The organism is Rhizobium sp. FG113 (assembly GCF_057809895.1).
Window position 1 is genome coordinate 18,136 of record NZ_JBMDKV010000007.1, and the last position, 22,837, is coordinate 40,972.

The 22,837-nt window shown below is 63.3% G+C and carries 20 protein-coding genes; 17 read left to right on the top strand and 3 right to left on the bottom strand.

The genetic code is table 11. From position 1 onward, the window contains the following. Positions 1 to 124 precede the first annotated feature (124 nt). The 3 genes from ACODTZ_RS17830 (at position 125) to ACODTZ_RS17840 (ending at position 3,245) form a co-directional block, all read left to right on the top strand. Positions 125 to 1,486, top strand: a complete 1,362-nt coding sequence (locus ACODTZ_RS17830) for an NAD(P)-dependent oxidoreductase (RefSeq protein ID WP_489027041.1) — start codon at positions 125 to 127, stop codon at positions 1,484 to 1,486. 15 nt (positions 1,487 to 1,501) lie between these two features. Further along, entirely contained in the window at positions 1,502 to 2,815 is a 1,314-nt protein-coding gene (gene preA, locus ACODTZ_RS17835) for an NAD-dependent dihydropyrimidine dehydrogenase subunit PreA (protein ID WP_489027042.1), read from the top strand. Between the two features lie 115 nt (positions 2,816 to 2,930). After that, on the top strand, positions 2,931 to 3,245 hold the full coding sequence (locus tag ACODTZ_RS17840) for a HigA family addiction module antitoxin (RefSeq protein WP_489027043.1): 315 nt from the start codon (positions 2,931 to 2,933) through the stop codon (positions 3,243 to 3,245). On the opposite strand, the gene ftrA is transcribed toward ACODTZ_RS17840, so the two are convergent. Further along, positions 3,214 to 4,242 carry a transcriptional regulator FtrA gene (gene ftrA, locus ACODTZ_RS17845; protein ID WP_489027044.1) on the bottom strand — a complete coding sequence of 343 codons (1,029 nt, stop codon included), beginning with the start codon at positions 4,240 to 4,242 and terminating at the stop codon, positions 3,214 to 3,216. The two genes, ACODTZ_RS17840 and ftrA, sit on opposite strands and share 32 nt — an antisense overlap. 77 nt (positions 4,243 to 4,319) lie before the next feature. Here ftrA and ACODTZ_RS17850 point away from each other — a divergent pair, with 77 nt between their 5' ends. The 3 genes from ACODTZ_RS17850 to ACODTZ_RS17860 all read left to right on the top strand — a co-directional run bounded on the left by ACODTZ_RS17850 (position 4,320) and on the right by ACODTZ_RS17860 (position 8,706). Further along, positions 4,320 to 4,757: a rhodanese-like domain-containing protein gene (locus ACODTZ_RS17850; protein ID WP_489027191.1), complete on the top strand. Its 438-nt coding sequence runs from the start codon at positions 4,320 to 4,322 to the stop codon at positions 4,755 to 4,757. Between the two features lie 82 nt (positions 4,758 to 4,839). Further along, a complete protein-coding gene (locus tag ACODTZ_RS17855) occupies positions 4,840 to 5,898 on the top strand; it encodes a glycosyltransferase family 4 protein (protein ID WP_489027045.1) in 1,059 nt (352 codons plus the stop codon). A 222-nt stretch (positions 5,899 to 6,120) separates the two neighbouring features. Next, positions 6,121 to 8,706 carry an HWE histidine kinase domain-containing protein gene (locus ACODTZ_RS17860; protein ID WP_489027046.1) on the top strand — a complete coding sequence of 862 codons (2,586 nt, stop codon included), beginning with the start codon at positions 6,121 to 6,123 and terminating at the stop codon, positions 8,704 to 8,706. Here ACODTZ_RS17860 and ACODTZ_RS17865 read toward each other — a convergent pair. Beyond that, positions 8,701 to 9,357 carry a TetR family transcriptional regulator C-terminal domain-containing protein gene (locus tag ACODTZ_RS17865; protein ID WP_289729183.1) on the bottom strand — a complete coding sequence of 219 codons (657 nt, stop codon included), beginning with the start codon at positions 9,355 to 9,357 and terminating at the stop codon, positions 8,701 to 8,703. The genes ACODTZ_RS17860 and ACODTZ_RS17865 overlap by 6 nt on opposite strands. 301 nt (positions 9,358 to 9,658) lie before the next feature. On the opposite strand from ACODTZ_RS17865, the gene ACODTZ_RS17870 reads away from it, so the two are divergent. The 5 genes from ACODTZ_RS17870 (at position 9,659) to ACODTZ_RS17890 (ending at position 13,343) form a co-directional block, all read left to right on the top strand. Further along, on the top strand, positions 9,659 to 10,912 hold the full coding sequence (locus ACODTZ_RS17870; protein ID WP_489027047.1) for a Zn-dependent hydrolase: 1,254 nt from the start codon (positions 9,659 to 9,661) through the stop codon (positions 10,910 to 10,912). Positions 10,913 to 10,964: 52 nt separating this feature from the next. After that, the gene (locus ACODTZ_RS17875; protein ID WP_489027048.1) at positions 10,965 to 11,177 is read left to right on the top strand and encodes a hypothetical protein; all 213 of its coding nucleotides are present in this window, start codon (positions 10,965 to 10,967) and stop codon (positions 11,175 to 11,177) included. Between the two features lie 3 nt (positions 11,178 to 11,180). Continuing rightward, positions 11,181 to 11,387, top strand: a complete 207-nt coding sequence (locus tag ACODTZ_RS17880; protein WP_489027049.1) for a hypothetical protein — start codon at positions 11,181 to 11,183, stop codon at positions 11,385 to 11,387. A gap of 117 nt (positions 11,388 to 11,504) precedes the next feature. Continuing rightward, positions 11,505 to 12,959: a dihydropyrimidinase gene (hydA, locus tag ACODTZ_RS17885; protein ID WP_489027050.1), complete on the top strand. Its 1,455-nt coding sequence runs from the start codon at positions 11,505 to 11,507 to the stop codon at positions 12,957 to 12,959. 3 nt (positions 12,960 to 12,962) lie between these two features. Further along, on the top strand, positions 12,963 to 13,343 hold the full coding sequence (locus tag ACODTZ_RS17890) for a hypothetical protein (RefSeq protein ID WP_489027051.1): 381 nt from the start codon (positions 12,963 to 12,965) through the stop codon (positions 13,341 to 13,343). Between the two features lie 2 nt (positions 13,344 to 13,345). Here ACODTZ_RS17890 and ACODTZ_RS17895 read toward each other — a convergent pair whose 3' ends face one another. Next, a complete protein-coding gene (locus ACODTZ_RS17895; RefSeq protein ID WP_047514486.1) occupies positions 13,346 to 13,759 on the bottom strand; it encodes a cupin domain-containing protein in 414 nt (137 codons plus the stop codon). A gap of 95 nt (positions 13,760 to 13,854) precedes the next feature. On the opposite strand from ACODTZ_RS17895, the gene ACODTZ_RS17900 reads away from it, so the two are divergent. The 6 genes from ACODTZ_RS17900 to ACODTZ_RS17925 all read left to right on the top strand — a co-directional run bounded on the left by ACODTZ_RS17900 (position 13,855) and on the right by ACODTZ_RS17925 (position 22,801). Continuing rightward, positions 13,855 to 14,643 (top strand): ABC transporter ATP-binding protein, encoded by a 789-nt coding sequence (locus ACODTZ_RS17900; protein WP_489027052.1) that lies wholly within the window; start codon positions 13,855 to 13,857, stop codon positions 14,641 to 14,643. A gap of 207 nt (positions 14,644 to 14,850) precedes the next feature. Next, on the top strand, positions 14,851 to 15,735 hold the full coding sequence (locus ACODTZ_RS17905; protein ID WP_113235300.1) for an ABC transporter permease: 885 nt from the start codon (positions 14,851 to 14,853) through the stop codon (positions 15,733 to 15,735). Then, positions 15,732 to 16,853 (top strand): ABC transporter permease, encoded by a 1,122-nt coding sequence (locus ACODTZ_RS17910; RefSeq protein ID WP_489027053.1) that lies wholly within the window; start codon positions 15,732 to 15,734, stop codon positions 16,851 to 16,853. Before ACODTZ_RS17905 ends, ACODTZ_RS17910 begins: the two co-directional genes overlap by 4 nt. 58 nt (positions 16,854 to 16,911) lie before the next feature. Continuing rightward, complete coding sequence (locus tag ACODTZ_RS17915) at positions 16,912 to 17,883, top strand: ABC transporter substrate-binding protein (protein WP_047514495.1); 972 nt, start codon at positions 16,912 to 16,914, stop codon at positions 17,881 to 17,883. Positions 17,884 to 18,297: 414 nt separating this feature from the next. After that, complete coding sequence (locus tag ACODTZ_RS17920) at positions 18,298 to 19,491, top strand: efflux RND transporter periplasmic adaptor subunit (RefSeq protein WP_489027054.1); 1,194 nt, start codon at positions 18,298 to 18,300, stop codon at positions 19,489 to 19,491. A 13-nt stretch (positions 19,492 to 19,504) separates the two neighbouring features. Next, positions 19,505 to 22,801 (top strand): efflux RND transporter permease subunit, encoded by a 3,297-nt coding sequence (locus ACODTZ_RS17925; protein WP_489027055.1) that lies wholly within the window; start codon positions 19,505 to 19,507, stop codon positions 22,799 to 22,801. Positions 22,802 to 22,837 lie beyond the last annotated feature (36 nt).

Here is a 22,837-nt window from a genome sequence, read left to right on the forward strand (position 1 = left end):
ATAAAACAGCATGATACGGCGACCACCAAGCCCGTCTCATGCTAAAATTTTACCGTTTGATAAATTTTTTATCCTGAGTTACGCTTCGTTCCACTGGCCGTTTACCTATAATGAGGGAACTTCAATGGAACGTCTGGACACTGGGATTCATGCTGGCCGGCTTTCGCCCACCGAGTATGACAAGAATTTCTCCGATCTTCACCCCCGCCTCGACAAGCACGAGGCTCTGGTCGCCTCCGACCGCTGTTATTTCTGTTATGACGCGCCCTGTATGACGGCCTGTCCCACCGCCATCGATATCCCGCTCTTCATCCGGCAGATATCGACTGGCAATCCGCTGGGCTCCGCCAAGACCATCTTCGACCAGAACATCCTGGGCGGCATGTGCGCCCGCGTCTGTCCCACCGAAGAGCTCTGCGAGCAGGCCTGTGTGCGCAACGCGGCCGAGGAACGCCCCGTCGAGATCGGCCGCCTGCAGCGCTACGCCACCGATGCCGCGATGCAGGCGGGCAAGCAGTATTACACCCGCGCCGCTTCATCAGGTAAGAAGATCGCCGTCGTCGGCGCCGGCCCGGCCGGCCTCGCCGCCGCGCACCGCCTGGCCGTCAAGGGCCACGAGGTCGTGATCTACGACGCCAAGCCGAAATCCGGCGGCCTCAATGAATACGGCATCGCCACCTACAAGTCCGTCGACGGCTTCGCGCAGAAGGAAGTCGATTATGTGCTCTCGATCGGCGGCATCGAGGTCAGGCACGGCCAACTGCTCGGCCGCGACTTCCAGCTCGCCGACCTGCAGTCGCAGTATGACGCCGTCTTCCTCGGCATCGGCCTATCGGGCGTCAACGCGCTGCGCGTCGAGGGCGAAAACCTCGCAGGCGTCGACGACGCCGTCGATTTCATCGCTGCGCTGCGCCAGACCGACAACAAGGCCGACATCGCCATCGGCCGCCGCGTCATCGTGCTCGGCGGCGGCATCACCGCCATCGATGCGGCCGTGCAGGCAAAGCTTTTGGGCGCCGAGGAAGTGACCATCTGCTACCGCCGTGGCAAGGAGCACATGAACGCCTCCGAGTTCGAGCAGGATCTGGCAACCTCCAAGGGCGTCATCATCCGTCACTGGCTGGCGCCGAAGGCGATCCTTGCGCAGGACGGCAAGGTCGCGGCCCTGGAGGTCGAATACACAACGCTCTCTGAAGGCCGCCTGGCAACCACCGGCGAAACCGGTGTCATTGCCGCCGACCAGATCTTCAAGGCGATCGGCCAGGCGCTCGTCTCGTCGAGCCTCGGAAGCCTGCGCCTGGAATCCGGCCGCATCGTCGTCGATGCCGAAGGCCGCACCTCGCTTGACGGCGTCTGGGCCGGCGGCGACTGCGTCTTCGGCGGCAACGACCTCACCGTCTCGGCCGTCGCCAATGGCCGCGACGCCGCCGAATCCATTCACCGCATGCTGGCTGCCGATGCGCAGCCGGCCGTTGCCGTCGCCTGAAGGGGAGAGTGAACCATGGCTGATCTCCGCAACAATTTCGTCGGCATCAAATCGCCGAACCCCTTTTGGCTCGCCTCGGCGCCGCCGACAGACAAGGCCTACAACGTCGAGCGCGCCTTCAAGGCGGGCTGGGGCGGCGTGGTCTGGAAGACGCTGGGTGAGGAAGGCCCGCCCGTCGTCAACGTCAACGGGCCGCGCTACGGCGCGATCTGGGGCGCCGACCGCCGCCTGCTCGGCTTGAACAACATCGAGCTCATCACCGACCGCGACCTCTACACCAACCTGCGCGAAATGAAGCAGGTAAAGATGAACTGGCCGGACCGCGCGCTGATCGCCTCGATCATGGTCCCCTGCGAAGAGGAGAGCTGGAAGGCGATCCTGCCGCTGGTGGAAGAAACCGGCGCCGACGGCATCGAACTCAACTTCGGCTGTCCGCACGGCATGTCTGAACGCGGCATGGGTGCCGCCGTCGGCCAGGTGCCTGAGTATATCGAGATGGTGGTGCGCTGGTGCAAGCAGTACACTCGCATGCCCGTCATCACCAAGCTGACGCCCAACATCACCGACATCAGGAAGCCTGCCCGCGCAGCAAAAGCCGGTGGCACGGACGCGGTGTCGCTGATCAACACGATCAACTCGATCACCTCGGTCAATCTCGACACCTTCTCGCCGGAACCCTCGATCGACGGACGCGGCAGCCATGGCGGCTATTGCGGCCCGGCGGTCAAGCCGATCGCGCTCAACATGGTGGCCGAGATCGCCCGCGATCCGGAAACCCAGGGCCTGCCGATATCAGGCATCGGCGGCGTCACCACCTGGCGGGATGCCGCCGAGTTCCTGGCGCTCGGCGCCGGCAACGTGCAGGTCTGCACGGCGGCGATGACCTACGGTTTCAAGATCGTCCAGGAGATGATCTCGGGCCTCTCCGACTGGATGGACGCCAAGGGCCACCGCAACCTCGACGACATTACCGGCCGCGCCGTGCCCAATGTCTCCGACTGGCAGTATCTGAACCTCAACTACATCGCCAAGGCGAAGATCGACCAGGACGCCTGCATCAAGTGCGGCCGCTGCCACATCGCCTGCGAGGACACCTCGCACCAGGCGATCACGCAATTCGTCAACGGTGTCAGGCACTTCGAGGTGATGGAAGACGAATGCGTCGGCTGCAACCTCTGCGTCAACGTCTGTCCCGTCGAAAACTGCATCACCATGGAGCAGCTACCCATGGGCAGCCTCGACGAACGCACCGGCAAGACCGTCGACCCCAACTACGCCAACTGGACGACGCACCCGAACAACCCGATGGCCAGGCAGGCTGCGGAGTAAGATCGGAGGTGTCGCGGAACGCTCCGCGGCACCTTTTCTTTGCACAGAGCAGAGTTGCGCCGCAGAGACATGCCCGTCATCATGGCGTCAGATCGCAACGCGAAGGATAGCCACAATGACGGACGCACTTGGTATTCGCGTGAAGAGCCCCGCCTATCCCGGCGACTTTCTGAAGCACGAGGTCTTGGAAGAACTCGCGCTGTCGGTAACCGATGCCGCGCGCGTCCTCGGCGTGACCCGCCCTGCCCTTTCCGCCCTGCTCAACGAGCGCGCGTCACTCTCGCCGGAAATGGCGTTGCGGTTCGAGAAGGCGTTCGGGCTTTCCATGGATACGCTGATGCGCATGCAAAACAGCTTCGACATCGCTCAGGCCCGCAAGCGCGAGAACGACATCAACGTCAAGCCCTATCGCCCCGGCTCGCATCCGTAACACCACCCGAAAACACCTTCCGATAAGCGCCCGGGCTGGTCCCCAGCCGTCGACGAAAGTGATGCCGCATCGTTGCCGGCGTTCCGAAGCCGCAGGCGGTGGCGATGTCGTCGAGCGATGCTTCGCCCTCCCGCTCCAGGAGTTCGCGCGCATGCCGCAGCCGCTCGGTGAGCAGCCATTCGCCGACGCTCGATCCCGTCGTCGCCTCGAAGCGGCGCTGGAATGTGCGCTGGCTCATCCCCGCCTTGGCCGCAAGGAGGCTGATCGGCTGCTCCTCGTTGAGCCGCGACCGCATCCATTCGATGAGCGGCCCGAGCCGCACGCCTTCGCGCGGTTGCGGCACGGGCGCGCGGATGAACTGCGCCTGCCCGCCCTCGCGATGCGGCGGCACGACGAGGCGCCGGGCGACCGAATTGGCCGCCTCCGCGCCGAAATCGCCGCGCACCACATGCAGGCAGAGATCGATGCCGGCCGCACTGCCCGCCGCCGTCAGCATCCGCCCTTCGTCCATATAAAGCACATCGGCATCAAGCCCGATCTCGGGATAGCGCTCGGCGACGGAAGCGACATAGCGCCAGTGCGTCGTCGCCCGCTTGCCCGCAAGCAATCCCGAGGCGGCCAGAACCGCAACGCCTGAGCATAGCGACATGATCCGCGCCCCTCGCCTATGCGCCGCTTGCAACGCCTTTGTCAGCCCGTCGGGCACCGGCGCATCGATCGCCCGCCAGCCGGGAACGACGATCAGATCGGCATCCTCGAGATCGTCGAGACCGCCGTCTACGGTCACGCTCAGCCCTCCGGCCGCGCGAAGCGGCCCGGGTTCGACGCCGCAGGCGCGAAATCGGTACCAATTCGCCCCCATCTCCGGCCTCGGCAAGCCGAAGACCTCATAGGCGATGCCGAATTCGAAGGTGCACAGGCCGTCATAGACGAGCACGGCGACCTTGGGGCCTGATAGTGCGGCAGCATTTGGCATGATCTTTACGCCAGTCGTCATTATGGCCAGTTTCGCCAACACGTATCATCGCGCATCTTCTGCGGCAACAGCAACGACAGGAGACACCGATGACCGACATGATCCCCGAACAGCAGCCCGCGACACCAAGCTACGTCGCCGAAACCCCGGCCGCAGCACCGGAGGCGATTGCAGCCTACTATGCCCGCAAGCTCGCCTTCGAGACCGATTGCTGGGACGTTCACGCCTCGCTTGCATCGGGGCGAATCGACTTCGTTCTCCTCGACGTCCGCTCTCCCGCGATGTTTGCGCTGTCGCATGTGCCCGGCGCCCAGAACCTGCCGCACGGCAAGATGACCGCGCATCGTATGTCCGCGTGGCCTGCGGACGCGCTCTTCGTCGTCTACTGCGCCGGCCCGCATTGCAACGGCACAGACAAGGCCGCCCTACGCCTCGCCAAACTCGGCTACCGGGTCAAGGTGATGATCGGCGGCATGACCGGCTGGGCGGACGAAGGCTTCGATTTCGAAACCGGATCGTCCAACGCTACAGCATAGCGGCGGGCATATGCGCCGAACGGGGAGATTGAGTTTTCCGCGCCGGCGCGCATAGTCATCGCAGGCTCAAGAGGTGGCCCGCATGACCCGTCATATCGTTGCCATCGGCCCGCTGCCGCCGCCGCTCCACGGCTTCTCCTTCGCCACCGCTGCGATGGTGGAGCTGCTCTTGGAAGACCACACCGTCGTCACCAGCAACCTCTCGCCACCGGCAGGCGGTTCCCGCCTCTGGCGGCATCCGGCAAAGGCAATCAGGGTCTTCGCCGCGCTCGCCAGCCTCGCACGCGACCGCGGACACCCAGACAAGGCCTGCTACCTCGCCTGCGACGGCGGTTTCGGCCAGCTCTACACGCTGCTGCTGGTGGCCTTCGCCCGGCTCTTCGCCTACCCGACCTATCTTCATCACCACAGCTTTCGCTATATCGACCGGCCGCGCCTCACCATGCGCGCCATCCTGGCGCTCGCCGCTCCCGACCTCACGCATGTCTTTCTCTGCGGCATGATGCGCGACAGCTTCACCGACACCTATGAGCGGCGCCTGCACACCGCCATCATCTCCAACGCCGCCTTCGTGCCCCCGCAGATCGAGGACGCAGCGATCCCCGCCCGCCCACTGACGATCGGCATGCTCAGCAACCTCAGCCGCGCCAAGGGACTGGAGACCTTTCTCGATCTGCTGCGACAGGCGATCCTGCAAGGCTTGCCGATCCGCGCCGTTCTTGCCGGTCCGGCGACTGACAGCGACGACCGCGCCATGATCGATGCGGCGCTTGGTGAATTTGCCGGCGCGCTCGATTATCGCGGCCGCGTGCTTGGCGACGACAAGGCGAAGTTCTACCGCGATATCGACGTCTTCGTCTTCCCGACGACCTACGCCAATGAAGCCCAGCCCTTGGTCGTCTTCGAAGCCAAGGCCTCCGGAAACGACGTCATTGCCTATGATCGCGGCTGCATCCGCAAGCAGCTCGATGAGACCGATCTCCTCATCCCTGCCGACGGCGCGTTCACGGACATAGCCATCGCGTGGCTCTCGGAAATCCCCGCGGACGACAGGCGCGACCAGCGAAGACATGAGGTCCGGCAGGTCTACGAGATCAGGCAGAAAACCGCGCGCAAACAGGCGAAGTCCTTGATGCAGTGAAATTTCCTGCCCGGCGGGTGGAAATCCGGATGGCTTGACGCATATTTCATCCTGCTCATTAGAGATCTGTCTCGCGTCCCGAACCGAAAACTGGAAATCCCACAGCATGCCCCCTTGCAGCGCGCTTCGCGCCCACACCAGCGATTGCCACGCAGCGGCAGACGTTTTTCCAGTTCGCCCGATGGCAGACGCTGCCCCCTATGATCGGGAGCATGATCAGTCGTGAGCGAGAATTCGAGCGAGAATTTCGGCAAGGTCGACCTTACCAATTGCGACCGCGAACCCATCCATCGCCTCGGCGCGATCCAACCTTTCGGCTTCCTGCTCGTCGTGTCATCGGACTGGATGGTGGCGCGCGCTTCCGCCAACCTCGAACAGTTCGTCGGCATCGCCTGCGATGAGATCATCGGCCAGCCTGTCTCACGCGTCATCAGCGGCAAGACCATGCACACGCTGCGCAACCGGCTGAGCATCATGCGCGGCCCAGACGTGGTGGAACGCCTCTTCGGCATCGAGCTTTCCGAAGGCGGCCCGCTCTTCGACATCGCCATCCACATGAGCGACGATCAGGTGGTGATCGAGGCCGAGCCCTCGCAGGAGGGCGCGCAAGGCGGCTCGCCGGTGTCGATCCGCAGCATGATGGGCCGTCTCGACCAGGCCGAAACGCTGGAGGCCTTCTTCCGCGAAGGCGCCCGCCAGGCCCGCGCGCTCACCGGCTTCGACCGCGTCATGGTCTACCGCTTCGATGAAAGCGGCGCCGGCGAAGTGGTGGCGGAAGCAGCGCGTGCCGGCATCGGCTCGTTCCTCGGCCTGCATTACCCGGCCTCCGACATTCCCGTGCAGGCGCGGGCGCTCTACACTCGCAATCTCTTCCGCATCATCGCCGACATCGACGCCGTCAACGTGCCGCTTGTGCCGGAGATAGATGCGCATGGACGCTCGCTCGATCTCTCCATGTCGATCCTGCGCTCGGTGTCGCCCATCCATATCGAGTATCTGAAGAACATGGGCGTCGGCGCCTCGCTGTCGATCTCGATCGTCGTCGACGGCAAGCTCTGGGGCCTGTTTGCCTGCCATCACTATTCCGCCCGCCTGCCCTCCTTCGAGCGGCGCACGACATCGGAACTGTTCGGCCAGATGTTCGCCTCACGGCTGGAGAGCCGCGAGCGGCGGCTTGCGCTGGAGTTCGAAACCAAGGCCCGCCAGATCGCCGACCGGCTGCTGACCTCGGTCGCCGACAATGCAAGCCTGCTCGACGATCCCTCCTGGCTGATTGACGCGCTGGCCGACGCGATCCCGGCCGATGGCATCGGCGTATGGATCAACGGCCGCTCGGCACTGAACGGCATCACGCCGTCGCAGGCCGAATTCGGCGAGCTCGTCCGTGTCCTCAACCGCAACTCGGCCGGCCGCGTGTTTTCGACCGACAGCATCGCCGAGACATGGCCGGGGACGATGTCCGGCGACATCGTGGCCGGGCTGATCGCCATTCCGATCTCGCGCTCGCCGCGCGACTACGTGGTTCTGTTCCGCCAGGAGATCGTGCGCTCCGTGCGCTGGGCGGGCGATCCGCACAAGCCCGTCGAATACGGCCCGAACGGTCCGCGCCTGACGCCGCGCAAGAGCTTCGAAACCTGGTCCGAGCTGGTGCGCCAGCACTCGCAGCCCTTCTCCGCTGCCGAACGCCGCGTTGCCGAAACCATTCGCGTCACGCTGATCGAGGTCGTGCTGCGGCTGACCGATGAAGCCAACGCCGTGCGCCAGCAGGCCAACGAACGCCAGGAACTGCTGATCGCCGAACTGAACCACCGCGTGCGCAACATATTGAGCCTCATCAGCGGCCTGATCCGCCAGTCGCGCGGCACGACTGACAGCACCGACGAGTTCATCGGCCATCTCGAGGGCCGCGTGCAGGCGCTGTCGCGCGCGCACGACCAGATCACCCGAGATCACTGGGCGCCGGCGCCGCTGCGCGCGCTGTTGCAGGCCGAAGCCGCCGCCTATCTCGGCCCGAATGCCGCGCGCATCATCATGAACGGGCCGGAAGTGCTGCTCGCGCCGCAGGCGTTTTCGATCTCGGCGCTGGTGTTCCACGAATTGGTGACCAATAGCGCCAAGTACGGCAGCCTATGCGACAGCGGCACCGTCGGGGTCGATTGGCACAAGGACGATGCCGGCAATCTCGTCATCCACTGGCGAGAAAGCGATGGCCCGCCCGTCAAGCAGCCGACCCGCCAGGGCTTCGGCACGACGATCATCCGCCGCTCGATCCCCTATGAGCTCGGCGGCCAGGCGGATGTGCGCTATGAGCCTGAAGGCCTCGAGGCGCATTTCCTGATCCCCGAGAAGTTCGCGACCTTCGCCGATGGCGCGGTGTCCCTGTTGCCGGAGCAATCGCTGCAATCGGCCAAGGCCATTCTGGAGACGATCAAGGACCGGCCGCTGGACGGGCTCGACATCTTGCTTGTCGAGGACAATCTCATCATCGCCATGGATGGCGAGGACATCTTCCTGCAGCTCGGCGCCCATAGCGTATCGCTTGCGCCGAATGTCTCGAATGCCCTGGTGGCGATCGATAGCCGCAAATTCGACCTGGCCGTTCTCGACGTCCACCTCGGCGAGGAAACGAGCATCACCGTGGCCGAAAGGCTGGCGGCGAAGGGCGTGCCGCTGATATTGGCGACGGGTTACGGCGAAGGGGTATCGCAGGCCTATGGCGCCCTTGGCGCCAACCTGCTGCAGAAGCCTTATACGATCGAGAGTGTCGCAAGCGCCCTGTCGCGCATCGCGCCGATCGTCAAATCATGACGCCGGCTGGTTCGTCCGCACGCTGAGGCCGTCCACGAAGAGCTGTTCGAGAAAACGCGCCGCGTCCTCGAACCGCCCCTCGCCGGAGTGTGCCTGCCCGAGCACGGCACGCACCTGCACGTCGAAGTCGGCGTAATGCTGCGTCGTCGACCAGATCGAGAAGATCAGGTGGTAGGGATCGCACTTGACGATCTTGCCGGCCTTGGCCCAGCTACGAATGACTGCGGCCTTCTCGTCGACGAGTTCCTTCAGCGGCCCCTTCAACTCGTCCTCGATATGCGGCGCGCCCTGCAGCACCTCGTTGGCGAACAGCCGGCTCTCGCGAGGAAAATCCCGCGCCATTTCCAGCTTGCGGCGGATATAGCCGCGGATCTCGCTCTCGGGATTGCCTTGCGCGTTGAAGGCGCGCAGCGGTTCGAGCCAGGTGAACAGCACGCGGTCGATCAGCGCCCGGTGCATCGCTTCCTTGGTGCGGAAATAATAGAGCAGATTGGGCTTCGACATGCCCGCCACCTCGGCGATCTGGTCGATCGTCGAGCCACGGAAACCGCTCACCGAAAACACATCGAGCGCCGCTTCCAGGATCTGTTCTTCTTTCTCCTCCTGGATGCGGGTGCGCCGCTGTGTTTTCGCAGCTCTCGGGATCGCCATCTCGCTAATTTTTCTCTTTCAAATTCAACTATTTCAGTCAACTTTAAGCGGCGGCGATACAGTGCCGAAAAACTGAGCATCTGCCCTGAATTTTGTCGGTAATTTTCCTGATTTTCGCCTTGAGCCCGACGCCGGAAGTTGTAATGTTTACCAGTCGGTCAAATTATCCGTCAGAAGCAAATCAAAGGCAACTGACGATTTTCAGACGCTAACAAAACAACAACGGCGCTGAAACTGACCACGGGAACAAGCGGACATGCCTCACGCATGCGCCGCGTAAAAACTGGTGAGGAATACGGATATGGTGGCAGCACCAGGCGAGAACATGCGCGTCAACGGGGACCGTCTCTGGGACAGTCTCATGGATATGGCGAAGATCGGCCCGGGGATCGCGGGCGGCAACAACCGCCAGACGCTGACCGACGCCGATGCCGAGGGCCGCAGCCTCTTCAAGACATGGTGCGACGCCGCTGGCATGACCATGGGCGTCGACAAGATGGGCACGATGTTCGCAACCCGCCCCGGCACCGATCCCGACGCGCTTCCCGTCTATGTCGGCTCGCATCTGGATACGCAGCCGACCGGCGGCAAGTATGACGGCGTTCTCGGCGTGCTCGCCGCGCTCGAGGTCGTGCGCACGATGAACGACATGGGCATCAAGACGAAGCACCCGATCGTCGTCACCAACTGGGCCAACGAGGAAGGCGCCCGCTTCGCCCCCGCCATGCTTGCCTCCGGCGTCTTCGCCGGCGTCCACGACATCGACTACGCCTATTCCCGCAAGGACCCCGAGGGCAAGACCTATGGCGACGAGCTGAAGCGCATCGGCTGGCTTGGCGAGGAAGAGGTGGGCGCTCGAAAAATGCACGCCTATTTCGAATATCACATCGAGCAGGGACCGATCCTCGAAGCCGAAAACAAGCAGATCGGCGTCGTCACCCACTGCCAGGGCCTGTGGTGGCTGGAATTCACGCTGACAGGCCGCGAAGCCCACACCGGCTCCACCCCGATGAACCTGCGCGTCAATGCCGGGCTTGCGATGTCGCGCATCATGGAAATGGTGCAGGGCGTGGCGATGGGCGAGCAGCCGGGCGCCGTCGGCGGCGTCGGCCAGGTCTTCTTCTCGCCCAACTCCCGCAACGTGCTTCCCGGCAAGGTCGTCTTCACCGTCGACATCCGTACCCCCGACCAGACCAAGCTCGACCGCATGCGCGCAAAGATCGAGGCGGAAGCCGCCAAGATTTGCGAAGCGCTGGGCGTCGGCTGCTCGGTCGAGGCCGTCGGCCACTTCGACCCCGTCACCTTCGACCCGAAGCTGGTGGACGCCGTCCGCAACGCCGCCGATCGCCTCGGCTACAGCCACATGAACATCATCTCCGGCGCCGGCCACGACGCCTGCTGGGCCGCCAAGGTGGCGCCCGCAACCATGGTCATGTGCCCCTGCGTCGGCGGCCTCAGCCACAACGAGGCGGAGGAGATCTCCAAGGAATGGGCCTCGGCCGGCGCGGACGTGCTGTTCCACGCGGTGGTGGAGACGGCGGAGATTGTGGCGTGATCCAATTGCGCCTATATTCCAGGGGTGAGTTCCCGCCAACGGAGGCTGGTGCATGTCGTCTGACAACCTCATTCTTGAGCACTTGCGTGCCATACGCGGCACTGTCGAGCGACTTTCCGACGACATGCAGGTCATCAAGCAGCGCTTGGGCCAACTGGAAGGCCACATGGCCACGATCACCGGCAACTACGCACTCCTATCCAACCGCCTCGATAGAGTCGACCAACGCCTGCTGCGCATGGAAAGTCCACCTCAAAGGGATTGAGCAATGTCAGACAAGGTCACCAACGAGCTTATCTACGAAACGCTCGAGCGGATTCAGGAAACGCTCGGATCGCACACGCAATATCATCTCGAAACCAAGGAGCGGCTTGGTTTTCTCGAACAGCAATATGCGAGCATCTCACGGCGCGTCGATCGCATCGATGAACGCCTTGAGCGCGTCGAGTGCAGGCTCGATCTCGTGGAGACCTGAGCCAGCCTTCAACGAGCATTTTCCGGAAGGCGTATTTCATATTCATTAGACTGCTGGACACGGCGCGACGGCACCGTGAACGGTGCCCCGTCTTATAAAAAACAGGGAACCCGACCAATGAGCACAGTCATCAAGAACGGCACCATCGTCACCGCCGACCTGACCTACAAGGCGGATGTGAAGGTCGATGGCGGCAAGATCGTCGAGATCGGGCCCAACCTCTCGGGAACAGAGACGCTCGACGCCACTGGCTGCTACATCATGCCCGGCGGCATCGATCCGCACACCCATCTCGAAATGCCCTTCATGGGCACCTATTCCTCCGACGACTTCGACAGCGGCACCCGCGCGGCCCTTGCCGGCGGCACCACGATGGTGGTCGACTTCGCGCTCCCCGCCCCCGGCCAGTCGCTGCTCGAAGCGCTCACCATGTGGGACAACAAATCCACCCGCGCCAATTGCGACTATTCCTTCCACATGGCGATCACCTGGTGGAGCGAGCAGGTCTTCAATGAGATGAAGACGATCGTTCAGGACAAGGGCATCAACACCTTCAAGCACTTCATGGCCTACAAGGGCTCGCTGATGGTGAACGACGACGAGATGTTCGCCTCGTTCCAGCGCTGCGCCGAGCTTGGCGCGCTGCCGCTCGTCCACGCCGAAAACGGCGACGTCGTCGCCTCCATGTCGGCGAAGCTGCTCGCCGAAGGCAATAACGGCCCCGAGGCGCACGCCTATTCCCGCCCCGCCGAAGTCGAGGGCGAGGCCACCAACCGCGCCATCATGATCGCCGATATGGCCGGCTGCCCCGTCTATATCGTTCACACCTCCTGCGAACAGGCTCACGAAGCCATCCGCCGCGCCCGCCAGAAGGGCATTCGCGCCTATGGCGAGCCGCTAATCCAGCACCTGACGCTCGACGAGACCGAATATTTCGACAAGGACTGGGACCACGCCGCCCGCCGCGTCATGTCGCCCCCCTTCCGCAACAAGCAGCACCAGGACAGTCTCTGGGCCGGCCTCGCCTCCGGCTCGCTGCAGGTCGTCGCCACCGACCACTGCGCCTTCACCACCGACCAGAAGCGCTACGGCGTTGGCGATTTCACCAAGATACCCAATGGTACCGGCGGCCTTCAGGACCGCATGCCGATGCTCTGGACCTACGGCGTCAACACCGGTCGCCTGACGATGAACGAATTCGTCGCTGTCACCTCCACCAACATCGCCAAGATCCTCAACATCTACCCCCGCAAGGGCGCCATCCTCGTCGGCGCCGATGCCGACCTCGTGGTCTGGGACCCGAAGCGCTCTAAGACGGTTTCGGCCAAGACCCAACAGTCGGCGATCGACTACAACGTCTTCGAGGGCAAGCAGGTGACCGGCCTGCCGCGCTATACGCTGAGCCGCGGCGTGGTCGTCGTCGAGGAAGAGACAATGAAGACCCGCGAGGGCCATGGCGAGTTCGTCAAGCGCGAACCGGTCACCGCCGTCTCGAAGGCGCTCTCGACCTGGAAGGAAATCACCGCGCCGCGCAAGGTCGAACGATCAGGCATTCCGGCAAGCGGGGTGTGACCGATGGCGCGCGGCAGGCTGTTTCTGACACTGGTTTCGCTGGCCGCGCTGACCTCCGCGGCAAGCGCCGACACCTTGCCGATCAAGGGGAGCTACGGCAACAAGGATGGATGCGCCTACGCCAAGTCGGGCGAATCCACCGGATCGGAAAACTTCTTCCTGCTGACATCGGAAGCCATCACCACGGCGGCCTCCGCCTGCACCATCGAGAAGGTGCTGAAGACCGAGGGCAAGAACTTCACCGCCAAGGTCTCCTGCGAGGCCGAAGGCGAAGAAGCGGCAAGCGAGGAGACGGTAAAGATCACCTATGGCCCGAAAGGCTACACCATCGGCTTCACCTCGGATGCCGGCATAAAGTGGGGGCCGCTGCCACTATGCAAGTGACATCACACCGGCACGTTCCCATCCAGCTCCGGCAACAGCACAACGCTCTCCTGCTCGTTGGGATCGGTACGCGCGATGATCGCCGTGCAGGGCGTGCTGCTGAGATTGGCTGGCAGATGCGGCACACCGGCGGGGATGTAGAACAGCTCACCGGCATGCACGATGACGTGGTGCTCGAGATCGTCGCCGTACCAGGTGTGCGCCTCGCCCGACAGCATGTAGATCGCCGTCTCGTGCGCCTCGTGAAGATGCGCCTTGGCGCGCACGCCGGGCGGGATGGTGAGAAGATGCATGCAGATGCCCTTGGCGCCGACCGTCTCGGCGGCGATGCCCTGGAAATAGCTCAGCCCCTGCTTTCCGTCGTAGGAATGGTCGGGGCGCACGATATGGCAGGTCGGTTTTGATGTCGCATCCATCGTCGTCCTCCTCAAAGCTTGCCGGCGCGGCCCAAACCGCCGCCCATGATATCACGCAAACCGCCGCCGCGCGGGGAAAACAGGATCGATCCGCATTGACGCAAGCTGCCTCCGTCGTATCCGCCAAGGATCTGTGTCTCACCTACCAGGCCAATGACGCGCCGGTGCATGCGCTGAGCAACGTCAACCTCGATGTCCGAAAGGGCGACTTCGTCTCCTTCATCGGCCCATCCGGCTGCGGCAAGACCACCTTCCTGCGCGTCATCGCCGATCTCGAGAAGAAGACCTCGGGCGATATCAAGGTCAACGGCATGACGCCTGAGGAAGCCCGCAAGGCCCGCGCCTACGGCTACGTCTTCCAGGCGCCGGCGCTTTACCCCTGGCGCACCATCGACAAGAACATCGCGCTGCCGCTGGAGATCATGAACTACCCGGCCGATGAGAGGCAGAAGCGCATCGCCGAGGCGCTCGATCTCGTCGGCCTCACCGGCTTCGAGAAGAAGTTTCCCTGGCAACTGTCGGGCGGCATGCAGCAGCGCGCCTCGATCGCCCGTGCGCTCGCCTTCGACGCCGACCTGCTCCTGATGGACGAGCCTTTCGGCGCGCTGGACGAAATCGTCCGCGACCACCTGAACGAGGAACTGCTGAAGCTCTGGGCACGCACCAACAAAACCATCTGCTTCGTCACCCACTCGATCCCCGAGGCGGTCTATCTGTCGACCAAGATCGTCGTCATGTCCCCCCGCCCCGGCCGCGTCACCGACATCATCGACTCGCCACTGCCCCGCGAACGCCCGTTGGATATCCGCGAGAGCCCGGAGTTCCTTGAGATCGCTCACCGCGTGCGGGATGGGCTGAGAGCGGGGCATAGTTATGAACACTAGAGGCTTGCAGTTCGTGGCTACCCCCCTCTGCCCTGCCGGGCATCTCCCCCACAAGGGGGGAGATTGGTTGGGGGCATCCGCTCGCTCCACGCTCATTGTTTGGCTGAGAACAGGCCACGAGTCGATCTCCCCCCTTGTGGGGGAGATGTCCGGCAGGACAGAGGGGGGTAACCCACCGCACACCCTCGCCAATGCGAGGCAAGCCGCATGACCCCAGACACCCTCAAAGACAAAATCATCCCCGTCACATCAATCCTGGCCGCTCTCGTCGCCATCTGGTACGTCGCGGCGATCCTGATGAACGCCTCCTTCCAGCGCGACATGGACACCCGCGCCGGCCAGACCCCGACAACGATGGAGTTCATCGAAAAAACCCTCTCGCAGCCGAAGCCCCTCCTGCCCGCCCCGCATCAGGTGGCGCAGAACGTCTTCGAGAACACCTTCCTGCGCAAGCTCACCAGCAACCGCAGCCTCGTCTATCACTCGGGCGTCACCCTCTCCTCCACTGTGCTCGGCTTCACGCTCGGCACGCTGCTCGGCATCCTGATCGCCGTCGGCATCGTCCACATCAAGGCGCTCGATCGCAGCCTGATGCCGTGGATCATCACCTCGCAGACCATCCCGATCCTGGCGATCGCACCGATGGTGATCGTGGTCCTTGGCGCCATCAACATCACCGGCCTGATCCCCAAGGCGCTGATCTCGACCTATCTCTCCTTCTTCCCTGTGACCGTCGGCATGGTGAAGGGCCTGCGCTCGCCTGAGGTCATGCTGCTCGACCTGATGCGCACCTATAATTCCTCGCCCGCCCAGACCTTCTGGAAACTGCGCGTGCCCGCCTCCGTGCCCTATCTCTTCACCTCCATGAAGGTAGCGATCGCGGCCAGCCTCGTCGGCGCCATCGTCGGGGAGTTGCCGACGGGTGCCGTCGCCGGCATCGGCTCCAAGCTGCTCGCCGGATCTTATTACAGCCAGACCATCGATATCTGGGCGGCACTGATCGCGGGCTCGCTGCTGGCGGCACTCCTGATCATGGTCGTCAGCATCGCCGCGAAGATCGTCGATCGCGCCATGGGCGGGAGGTCGGCATGAAGAACGAGTCCTGGCAGGCAATCGTCGCCCTCCTCCTCGCTATTGCGGCCGCGGCAACGCTGCCGCTGTTCTCCGCCGCATCAGGCAAGCCACCATCGACAGGCATGACGGCGATCACCTTCATCCTGATCGCGGCATCCGCTCTCATCTCCCTGCTGCCGCAATCGAAGACCAGCCGCGCAACGGTGCTCTTCATCGGCGCGCATGGCGGCGCCTGGCTGCTGCTGTCGAGCCTTGATGGCAACGAAGGCTTCGCGGCGAAGCCCTTCGTCCTGCTGATGGCGGCCTGCTGGCTGCTTGCCTGGCGCACGGTCAGCGAGATCGTCGAGATCAGGACCAGTTCGCGTGCCGACGATACCGCCCTGCGGCTGCTGGTGCCCGCCATCTTCGGCGCCTGGATCCTCATCCTCTGGGAAACCGCCACCCGCGGCGCCGGCATCCCCTTTGTGCTCCTGCCGCCGCCGAGCGCAATCGCGGCGCGCATCGTCGGATCGCTCCCGATCCTCGGCGATGATGTCAGGCAGACGATCTTCAAGGCGGTGCTTGCGGGTTATGTCATCGGTTGCGGCGCCGGCTTCGTCGTCGCCATCCTCGCCGATCGCGTCGCCTTCCTGCGCCGTGGCCTGCTGCCGATCGGCAACATGGTCTCGGCGCTGCCGATGATCGGCGTCGCCCCGATCATGGTCATGTGGTTCGGCTTCGACTGGCAGTCCAAGGCCGCCGTCGTCGTCATCATGACCTTCTTCCCGATGCTAGTGAACACCGTCGCCGGCCTTGCCGCATCAGGTCCGATGGAGCGCGACCTGATGCAGACCTACGCCTCCAGCTACTGGCAGACGCTGCTGAAGCTGCGTCTGCCGGCGGCCATGCCTTTCATTTTCAATGCATTGAAGATCAACTCGACGCTGGCGCTGATCGGTGCCATCGTCGCGGAGTTCTTCGGTACGCCGATCGTCGGCATGGGCTTCCGCATCTCCACCGAGATCGGCCGCATGAATGTCGACATGGTCTGGGCCGAAATCGCCGTCGCGGCGCTGGCAGGCTCGATCTTCTATGGCGTCGTCGCCCTCGCTGAGCGGGCGGTGACGTTCTGGCATCCGTCTATCCGTGGTGGCTAGGCGTCATTTATTCCCGACACTGGGGTCGGGCGTAGAGAAAGAAAGAGGGAACAAGAAAATGAAAAAACTGGTTCTTGCAATGATGGCGAGCGCCATGGCGATGGCGGCAAGCCACGCGATGGCGGCCGACAAGGTGACGCTTCAGCTGAAGTGGGTCGCCCAGTCGCAGTTCGCCGGCTATTACGTCGCCAAGGAGAAGGGTTACTACGAAGAGGAAGGTCTCGACGTCGACATCAAGCCGGGTGGTCCTGATATCGCGCCCGAGCAGGTGATCGCCGGCGGCGGCGCCGACGTGATCGTCGACTGGATGGGCGGCGCGCTGGTTGCCCGCGAAAAGGGCGTTCCGCTCGTCAACATCGCCCAGCCTTTCCAGAAGTCCGGCATGGAACTGATCTGCCGCAAGGACGGCCCGATCAAGACCGAAGCCGACTTCAAGGGCCACACGCTCGGCGTCTGGTTCTTCGGCAACGAATATCCCTTCTTCGCCTGGATGAACAAGATCGGCCTCAAGACCGATGGCGGCAAGGACGGCGTGACTGTTCTCAAGCAGAGCTTCGACGTGCAGCCGCTCCTGCAGAAGCAGGCCGACTGCATCTCCGTCATGACCTATAACGAATACTGGCAGGCGATCGATGCCGGCTTCAAGCCTGAGGAACTGACGGTCTTCAACTACACCGCCATGGGCAACGACCTGCTCGAGGACGGCCTTTACGCCAACGAGGAGAAGCTGAAGGACCCGGCCTTCAAGGAAAAGATGGCCAAGTTCGTCAAGGCCTCGATGAAGGGCTGGAAGTACGCCGTCGAGAACCCCGACGATGCAGCCGAGATCGTCGTCGATGCCGGCGGCCAGGACGAAAACCACCAGAAGCGCATGATGAGCGAAGTGGCCAAGCTGATCGGCGACGGCACCGGCAAGCTCGACACCACGCTCTACGACCGCACCGCCAAGGCCTTGCTGGACCAGAAGATCATCAGCAAGGAACCGACGGGCGCCTGGACGCACGACATCACCGACGCGGCCGCCAAGTAAGAAACGGCTGCCAGATCACCTTAAGAACAGGGAACGCGCGGGCTGGCACCGCGCGTTTCTCATTTAAATCATAAAAAATTCTTGGCGTTGTCGGATCAGCGTCGGCTGGCGCGTCATAGGAATGACGGAATTGCGGATCAACAAACCGAATGCCGGCATCACGGAATGGTGATTGATCTCGGCCGTCGAGATTACTAATGTGCGCCGCGAGGAATTATTTTCTGCCGGGCTTGTGCGTGGGGCAAAACGATACCACGTACATGTCGGATTTGCCGGACGAGGGTCATCTTACGGAGTAAGAGACGGCAATGATGCGGGAATATTTCTGAGCTTGCACTTACGGGAGAAGGCCTTCGCGAGCTGAGGACAAGGCGCGAGTTTGGCCAACCTTTTTCAAAGACTGGACAAAGACGCATGGTACGCATGACGCCTAAAACTCTACGCGCCTCCACCCTGATCGCGGCTGCCTTTGCCGCATCGGTCGCTTTCGCGCAGGAAAAACAGCCGCCAAAGGCACAGCAGAACCTGCCCGTGATTGTCGTCACGACCGCCGCCAAGCGCGCGCTGGTCGATCGCGTCATCGGCACCGGCACGATCCGCCCGATCGAGGAAGTCTATATCCAGCCGCAGGTCGAGGGTCTCTCCATCCGCGCGCTCAACGTCGATGTCGGCGACAAGGTTACGGCCGACAGCACGATTGCGACGCTGAACGATGATGCGCTGGTACTGCAGAAGGCGCAGATGATGGCGACCAAGGCCAAGGGCGAGGCAAGTCTCGCCCAGCTCCGCGCCCAGCTGGTCGAAGCCAAGGCCAATGCCGAGCAGGCCCGCCTGCAGCAGTCGCGCGCCGACGAGATGGGCAAGAAGGGAACGGTATCGACCCCCCAGGTCGAGCAGGCCGACGCGACCGCTGAGACCGCCAATGCGCGCGTCTCCTCGGCGGAACAGGCAATCGAGGTGGCGATCGCCGACCTGAAGGTGATCGACAGCCAGATCGCCGATGCCGACCTGAAGCTGGCGCGCACGGACGTGAAGACGCCTGTGTCAGGCGTGATTTCGGCCAAGAACGCCCGCATCGGCGCGATTGCCGCCGGCACCGGCGAGCCGATGTTCACCGTCATCAAGGATAGCGCCATCGAGCTCGTTGCCGAGCTGTCGGAAACCGACATCCAGAAGATCAAGGTCGGTCAGCGCGCCATCGTGACGCTGTCCGGCAACCGTACGAAGATCGAAGGCAAGGTCAGGATCGTCTCCCCGACGGTCGACCAGTCCACACGCCTCGGCCTCGTGCACATCTATATCGACGACGAAAGTGCAGCCCGCTCCGGCATGTATGCCAGCGCCGACATCATCGTCGCCGAAAAGAACGACATCGCCCTTCCCCTGTCGGCGGTCACCACAGGCCGTAACGGCTCCACCGCCCGCAAGGTCGAGGACGGCGTAGTCAAGCAGGTGAAGGTGACGACAGGTATCCAGGATGGTGGCTTCGTCGAGATCTCGGAAGGCCTGAAGGAAGGCGACACCGTCGTCGCCAAGGCCGGCGCCTTCGTTCGCGATGGCGACAAGATCACCCCTGTCACCGAAGCCGTATCGGCACAATCGAACTGACCGAGGCCAATCCATGAATTTCTCCGCATGGTCGATCCGAAATCCGATTGCGCCGCTGCTCGCCTTCGCGCTGCTGGTGTTCGTGGGCATCCAGGCCTTCTACAAGCTGCCGATCACCCGCTTCCCGAATATCGACGTTCCCGTCGTTTCCATCACCGTCACGCAGAGCGGCGCCTCACCGGCCGAACTCGAAATGCAGGTGACGAAGGAGATCGAGGACGCGGTCGCTTCGATCAGCGGCATCGATGAGATCCAGTCGACGGTCACCGACGGCCAGTCGCAGACGGTTGTTGTCTTCCGCATCGAGAAGCCGACCGCCGAAGCCGTTCAGGACACCAAGGATGCGGTCGACAAGATCCGCAGTGACCTTCCCGCCGGCATCGAGGAACCGATCGTCACCAAGGTCGATGTCGAAGGACAGGCGATCCAGACTTTTGCCGTCTCCTCTCCCAACATGACACTCGAGGAACTCTCCTGGTTCGTCGACGACACCGTCAAGCGCGCCCTTCAGGGCCAGCCCGGCATCGGCCGTATCGACCGCTACGGCGGCGCCGACCGCGAAGTGCGTGTCTCGCTCGATCCCGGCAAGCTCGACGCCTATGGCATCACCGCCGCCGACGTGAACCAGCAGCTGCGCGGCACCAACGTCAACCTCGGCTCCGGCCGCGGCCAGGTTGCCGGCAACGAGCAGACGATCCGCACGCTCGGCGACACGCGCGACGTCTCGCAGCTCAACACCACCACGATCAGTCTGCCCAACGGCCGCTTCGTCAAGCTCTCCGAGCTCGGCACGATCGACGACACATACGAGGAGCAGAAGTCCTTCTCGCGCTTCAACGGCACCCCGTCGGTCACCTTCGCCGTGTTCCGTGCGAAGGGCGCCAGCGAGGTCTCGGTCGCCGAAACCGTTTCGGAAAGCCTGACGGAGATCCGCAAGGCCAATCCGAACGTCAAGATCGAGATGGTGGATGACAGCGTCTACTTCACCTATGGCAACTACGAGGCAGCCCTTCACACACTGATCGAAGGCTCGATCCTCGCCGTCATCGTCGTCTTCCTGTTCCTGCGCAACTGGCGCGCCACGCTGATCGCCGCCGTGGCGCTCCCCTTGTCTGCCATTCCGACCTTCTGGATCATGGATATCATGGGGTTCTCGCTGAACCTCGTGAGCTTCCTGGCGCTGACGCTGGCGACCGGTATTCTCGTCGACGACGCGATCGTCGAGATCGAGAACATCGCCCGCCATATCAAGATGGGCAAAACGCCCTACAAGGCAGCGCTGGAAGCGGCTGACGAAATCGGCCTCGCCGTTATCGCCACCAGCTTCACCATCATCGCCGTCTTCGTGCCGGTGTCGTTCATGCCAGGCATCGCCGGGCAGTATTTCATCCAGTTCGGCCTGACGGTCGCCTTCTCGGTCTTCTTCTCGCTCGTCGTGGCGCGCCTCATCACGCCCTTGATGGCTGCCTATCTGATGCGCGCCGAAGACGGCATGGAAGACCATCACGACAATGACGGCACGATCATGCGCGGCTATACGCGTCTGGTCACCGGCACCACGCGCAAATGGTACTGGCGCTACACCACGCTGCTCTGCGCCATCGCCTTCCTGATCGGCTCGATGATGTTGCTCAGCCGCGTACCGGGCAGCTTCATGCCGCCGGACGATTCCTCGCGCGTCGTGCTCTCCGTCGAACTCCCGCCGAACGCCACGCTCGAAGACACGGCCGCCGCATCGACCAAGGTCTACGACGCCGTGCGCGGGATCAACGGCGTGGAAAGCGTCTTCGTTCTCGGCGGTGCGTCGCCCAAGGGCGATCTGGAGCTTCGCCGCGCAACCGTGCGCGTCATCCTCGGCAATATCGATCACTCGCTGCTGAAGACCCTCGTCAACAAGGGTCTCGGCGGGCTGCCTGTTATCGGCAACCTGATCCCGAAGATGGAAGAACACGGCCGCACGCGTCCGCAGTGGGATGTCGAGAAGGATATCTTCGCCGCCGTGCGCGGTATCCCTGACGTGCGCATCTCCAAGGTCAACGATCGTGCCGAGCGCGACCTCACCTTCAACTTCCTCTCCTCCAACGAGGACGATCTGAACGAGGCCGTCAGCCTGCTGGAATCGAAGCTGCGCGCGTCGCCGATCCTGGCCAACGTCTCCTCCGAAGGCGCCCTGCCCCGTCCGGAACTGCAGATCCGCCCGCGCATGGCCGAAGCCTCACGTCTCGGCATCACGCCGCAGCAGATCTCCGAGACGATCCGCGTCGCCACCATCGGCGATATCGACGCCAACCTCGCCAAGATCTCGCTCGACGACCGGCAGATCCCGATCCGCGTGCAGGCATCGCTCGATGTCCGCCGCGATCTGGCCGCCATCCGCGCGATCAAGATCAAGACGGCGAGCGGCGCCAGCGTACCGCTCTACAGCGTCGCCGATGTCGACTATTCAGAAGGTCCGAGTTCGATCAAGCGCAACAACCGCAACCGCGTCGTCGCCATCGGCTCCGACGTGCCCTTCGGCACCGCGCTCGATACCTCGACCGCCGAGTTCAAGCGCATCGTCTCCGAAACCGAGCTGCCGAAGAGCGTGCATCTGGCCGAAAGCGGTGACGCCAAGGTTCAGGGCGAAATGGTTCAGAGTTTCGGCAATGCCATGCTGATGGGCCTGATGCTGGTTCTGGTCGTGCTGATCCTGCTCTTCAAGGATGTGATCCAGCCCTTCACCATCCTGTTTTCGCTGCCGCTTGCGATCGGCGGCGTGGCACTGGCGCTGATCGTCACCCAGAACGCGCTCTCCATGCCGGTTCTAATCGGCATCCTGATGCTGATGGGTATCGTCACCAAGAACGCCATCCTGCTCGTCGATTTCGCGATCGAGATGAAGCGGCACGGGATGGAGCGTGTCGAAGCCATGGTGGAAGCCGGCCGCAAGCGCGCCCGCCCGATCATCATGACCTCGATCGCCATGTCGGCGGGCATGCTTCCCTCGGCGCTCGGCGTCGGCGAAGGCGGCTCGTTCCGCTCACCGATGGCGATCGCCGTGATCGGCGGCATTATCGTCTCGACGGTTCTGTCGCTTGTCGTCGTGCCCTCCTTCTTCCTGATCATGGACGACCTCTCCCGCCTGCTCGGCTGGCTGTTCGGCCGTCTTGTCGGCAAGAAGGACGAAGAGCAGCTGCCGCTCTCGCCCGAGGAACTCACAACCGCCGTCACCAGCCTTGACGGCCGCGTCACCGCGATCGAGAAGCCCGACGACAAGAAGGGCAAATCAGCCGGCAACGTCGTCCGCCTGCCGCCCTTCGCGGCGGAATAATCGGATCACACGAAAAAGCCGGGGTTCGCCCCGGCT

Coding starts and splice junctions, on each gene's coding strand:
- ACODTZ_RS17830 (WP_489027041.1), top strand. CDS start 125: ATGGAACGTCTGGACACTGGGATTCATGCTGGCCGGCTTTCGCCCACC.
- preA (WP_489027042.1), top strand. CDS start 1,502: ATGGCTGATCTCCGCAACAATTTCGTCGGCATCAAATCGCCGAACCCC.
- ACODTZ_RS17840 (WP_489027043.1), top strand. CDS start 2,931: ATGACGGACGCACTTGGTATTCGCGTGAAGAGCCCCGCCTATCCCGGC.
- ftrA (WP_489027044.1), bottom strand. CDS start 4,242: ATGACGACTGGCGTAAAGATCATGCCAAATGCTGCCGCACTATCAGGC.
- ACODTZ_RS17850 (WP_489027191.1), top strand. CDS start 4,320: ATGATCCCCGAACAGCAGCCCGCGACACCAAGCTACGTCGCCGAAACC.
- ACODTZ_RS17855 (WP_489027045.1), top strand. CDS start 4,840: ATGACCCGTCATATCGTTGCCATCGGCCCGCTGCCGCCGCCGCTCCAC.
- ACODTZ_RS17865 (WP_289729183.1), bottom strand. CDS start 9,357: ATGGCGATCCCGAGAGCTGCGAAAACACAGCGGCGCACCCGCATCCAG.
- ACODTZ_RS17870 (WP_489027047.1), top strand. CDS start 9,659: ATGGTGGCAGCACCAGGCGAGAACATGCGCGTCAACGGGGACCGTCTC.
- ACODTZ_RS17875 (WP_489027048.1), top strand. CDS start 10,965: ATGTCGTCTGACAACCTCATTCTTGAGCACTTGCGTGCCATACGCGGC.
- ACODTZ_RS17880 (WP_489027049.1), top strand. CDS start 11,181: ATGTCAGACAAGGTCACCAACGAGCTTATCTACGAAACGCTCGAGCGG.
- hydA (WP_489027050.1), top strand. CDS start 11,505: ATGAGCACAGTCATCAAGAACGGCACCATCGTCACCGCCGACCTGACC.
- ACODTZ_RS17890 (WP_489027051.1), top strand. CDS start 12,963: ATGGCGCGCGGCAGGCTGTTTCTGACACTGGTTTCGCTGGCCGCGCTG.
- ACODTZ_RS17895 (WP_047514486.1), bottom strand. CDS start 13,759: ATGGATGCGACATCAAAACCGACCTGCCATATCGTGCGCCCCGACCAT.
- ACODTZ_RS17905 (WP_113235300.1), top strand. CDS start 14,851: ATGACCCCAGACACCCTCAAAGACAAAATCATCCCCGTCACATCAATC.
- ACODTZ_RS17910 (WP_489027053.1), top strand. CDS start 15,732: ATGAAGAACGAGTCCTGGCAGGCAATCGTCGCCCTCCTCCTCGCTATT.
- ACODTZ_RS17915 (WP_047514495.1), top strand. CDS start 16,912: ATGAAAAAACTGGTTCTTGCAATGATGGCGAGCGCCATGGCGATGGCG.
- ACODTZ_RS17920 (WP_489027054.1), top strand. CDS start 18,298: ATGGTACGCATGACGCCTAAAACTCTACGCGCCTCCACCCTGATCGCG.
- ACODTZ_RS17925 (WP_489027055.1), top strand. CDS start 19,505: ATGAATTTCTCCGCATGGTCGATCCGAAATCCGATTGCGCCGCTGCTC.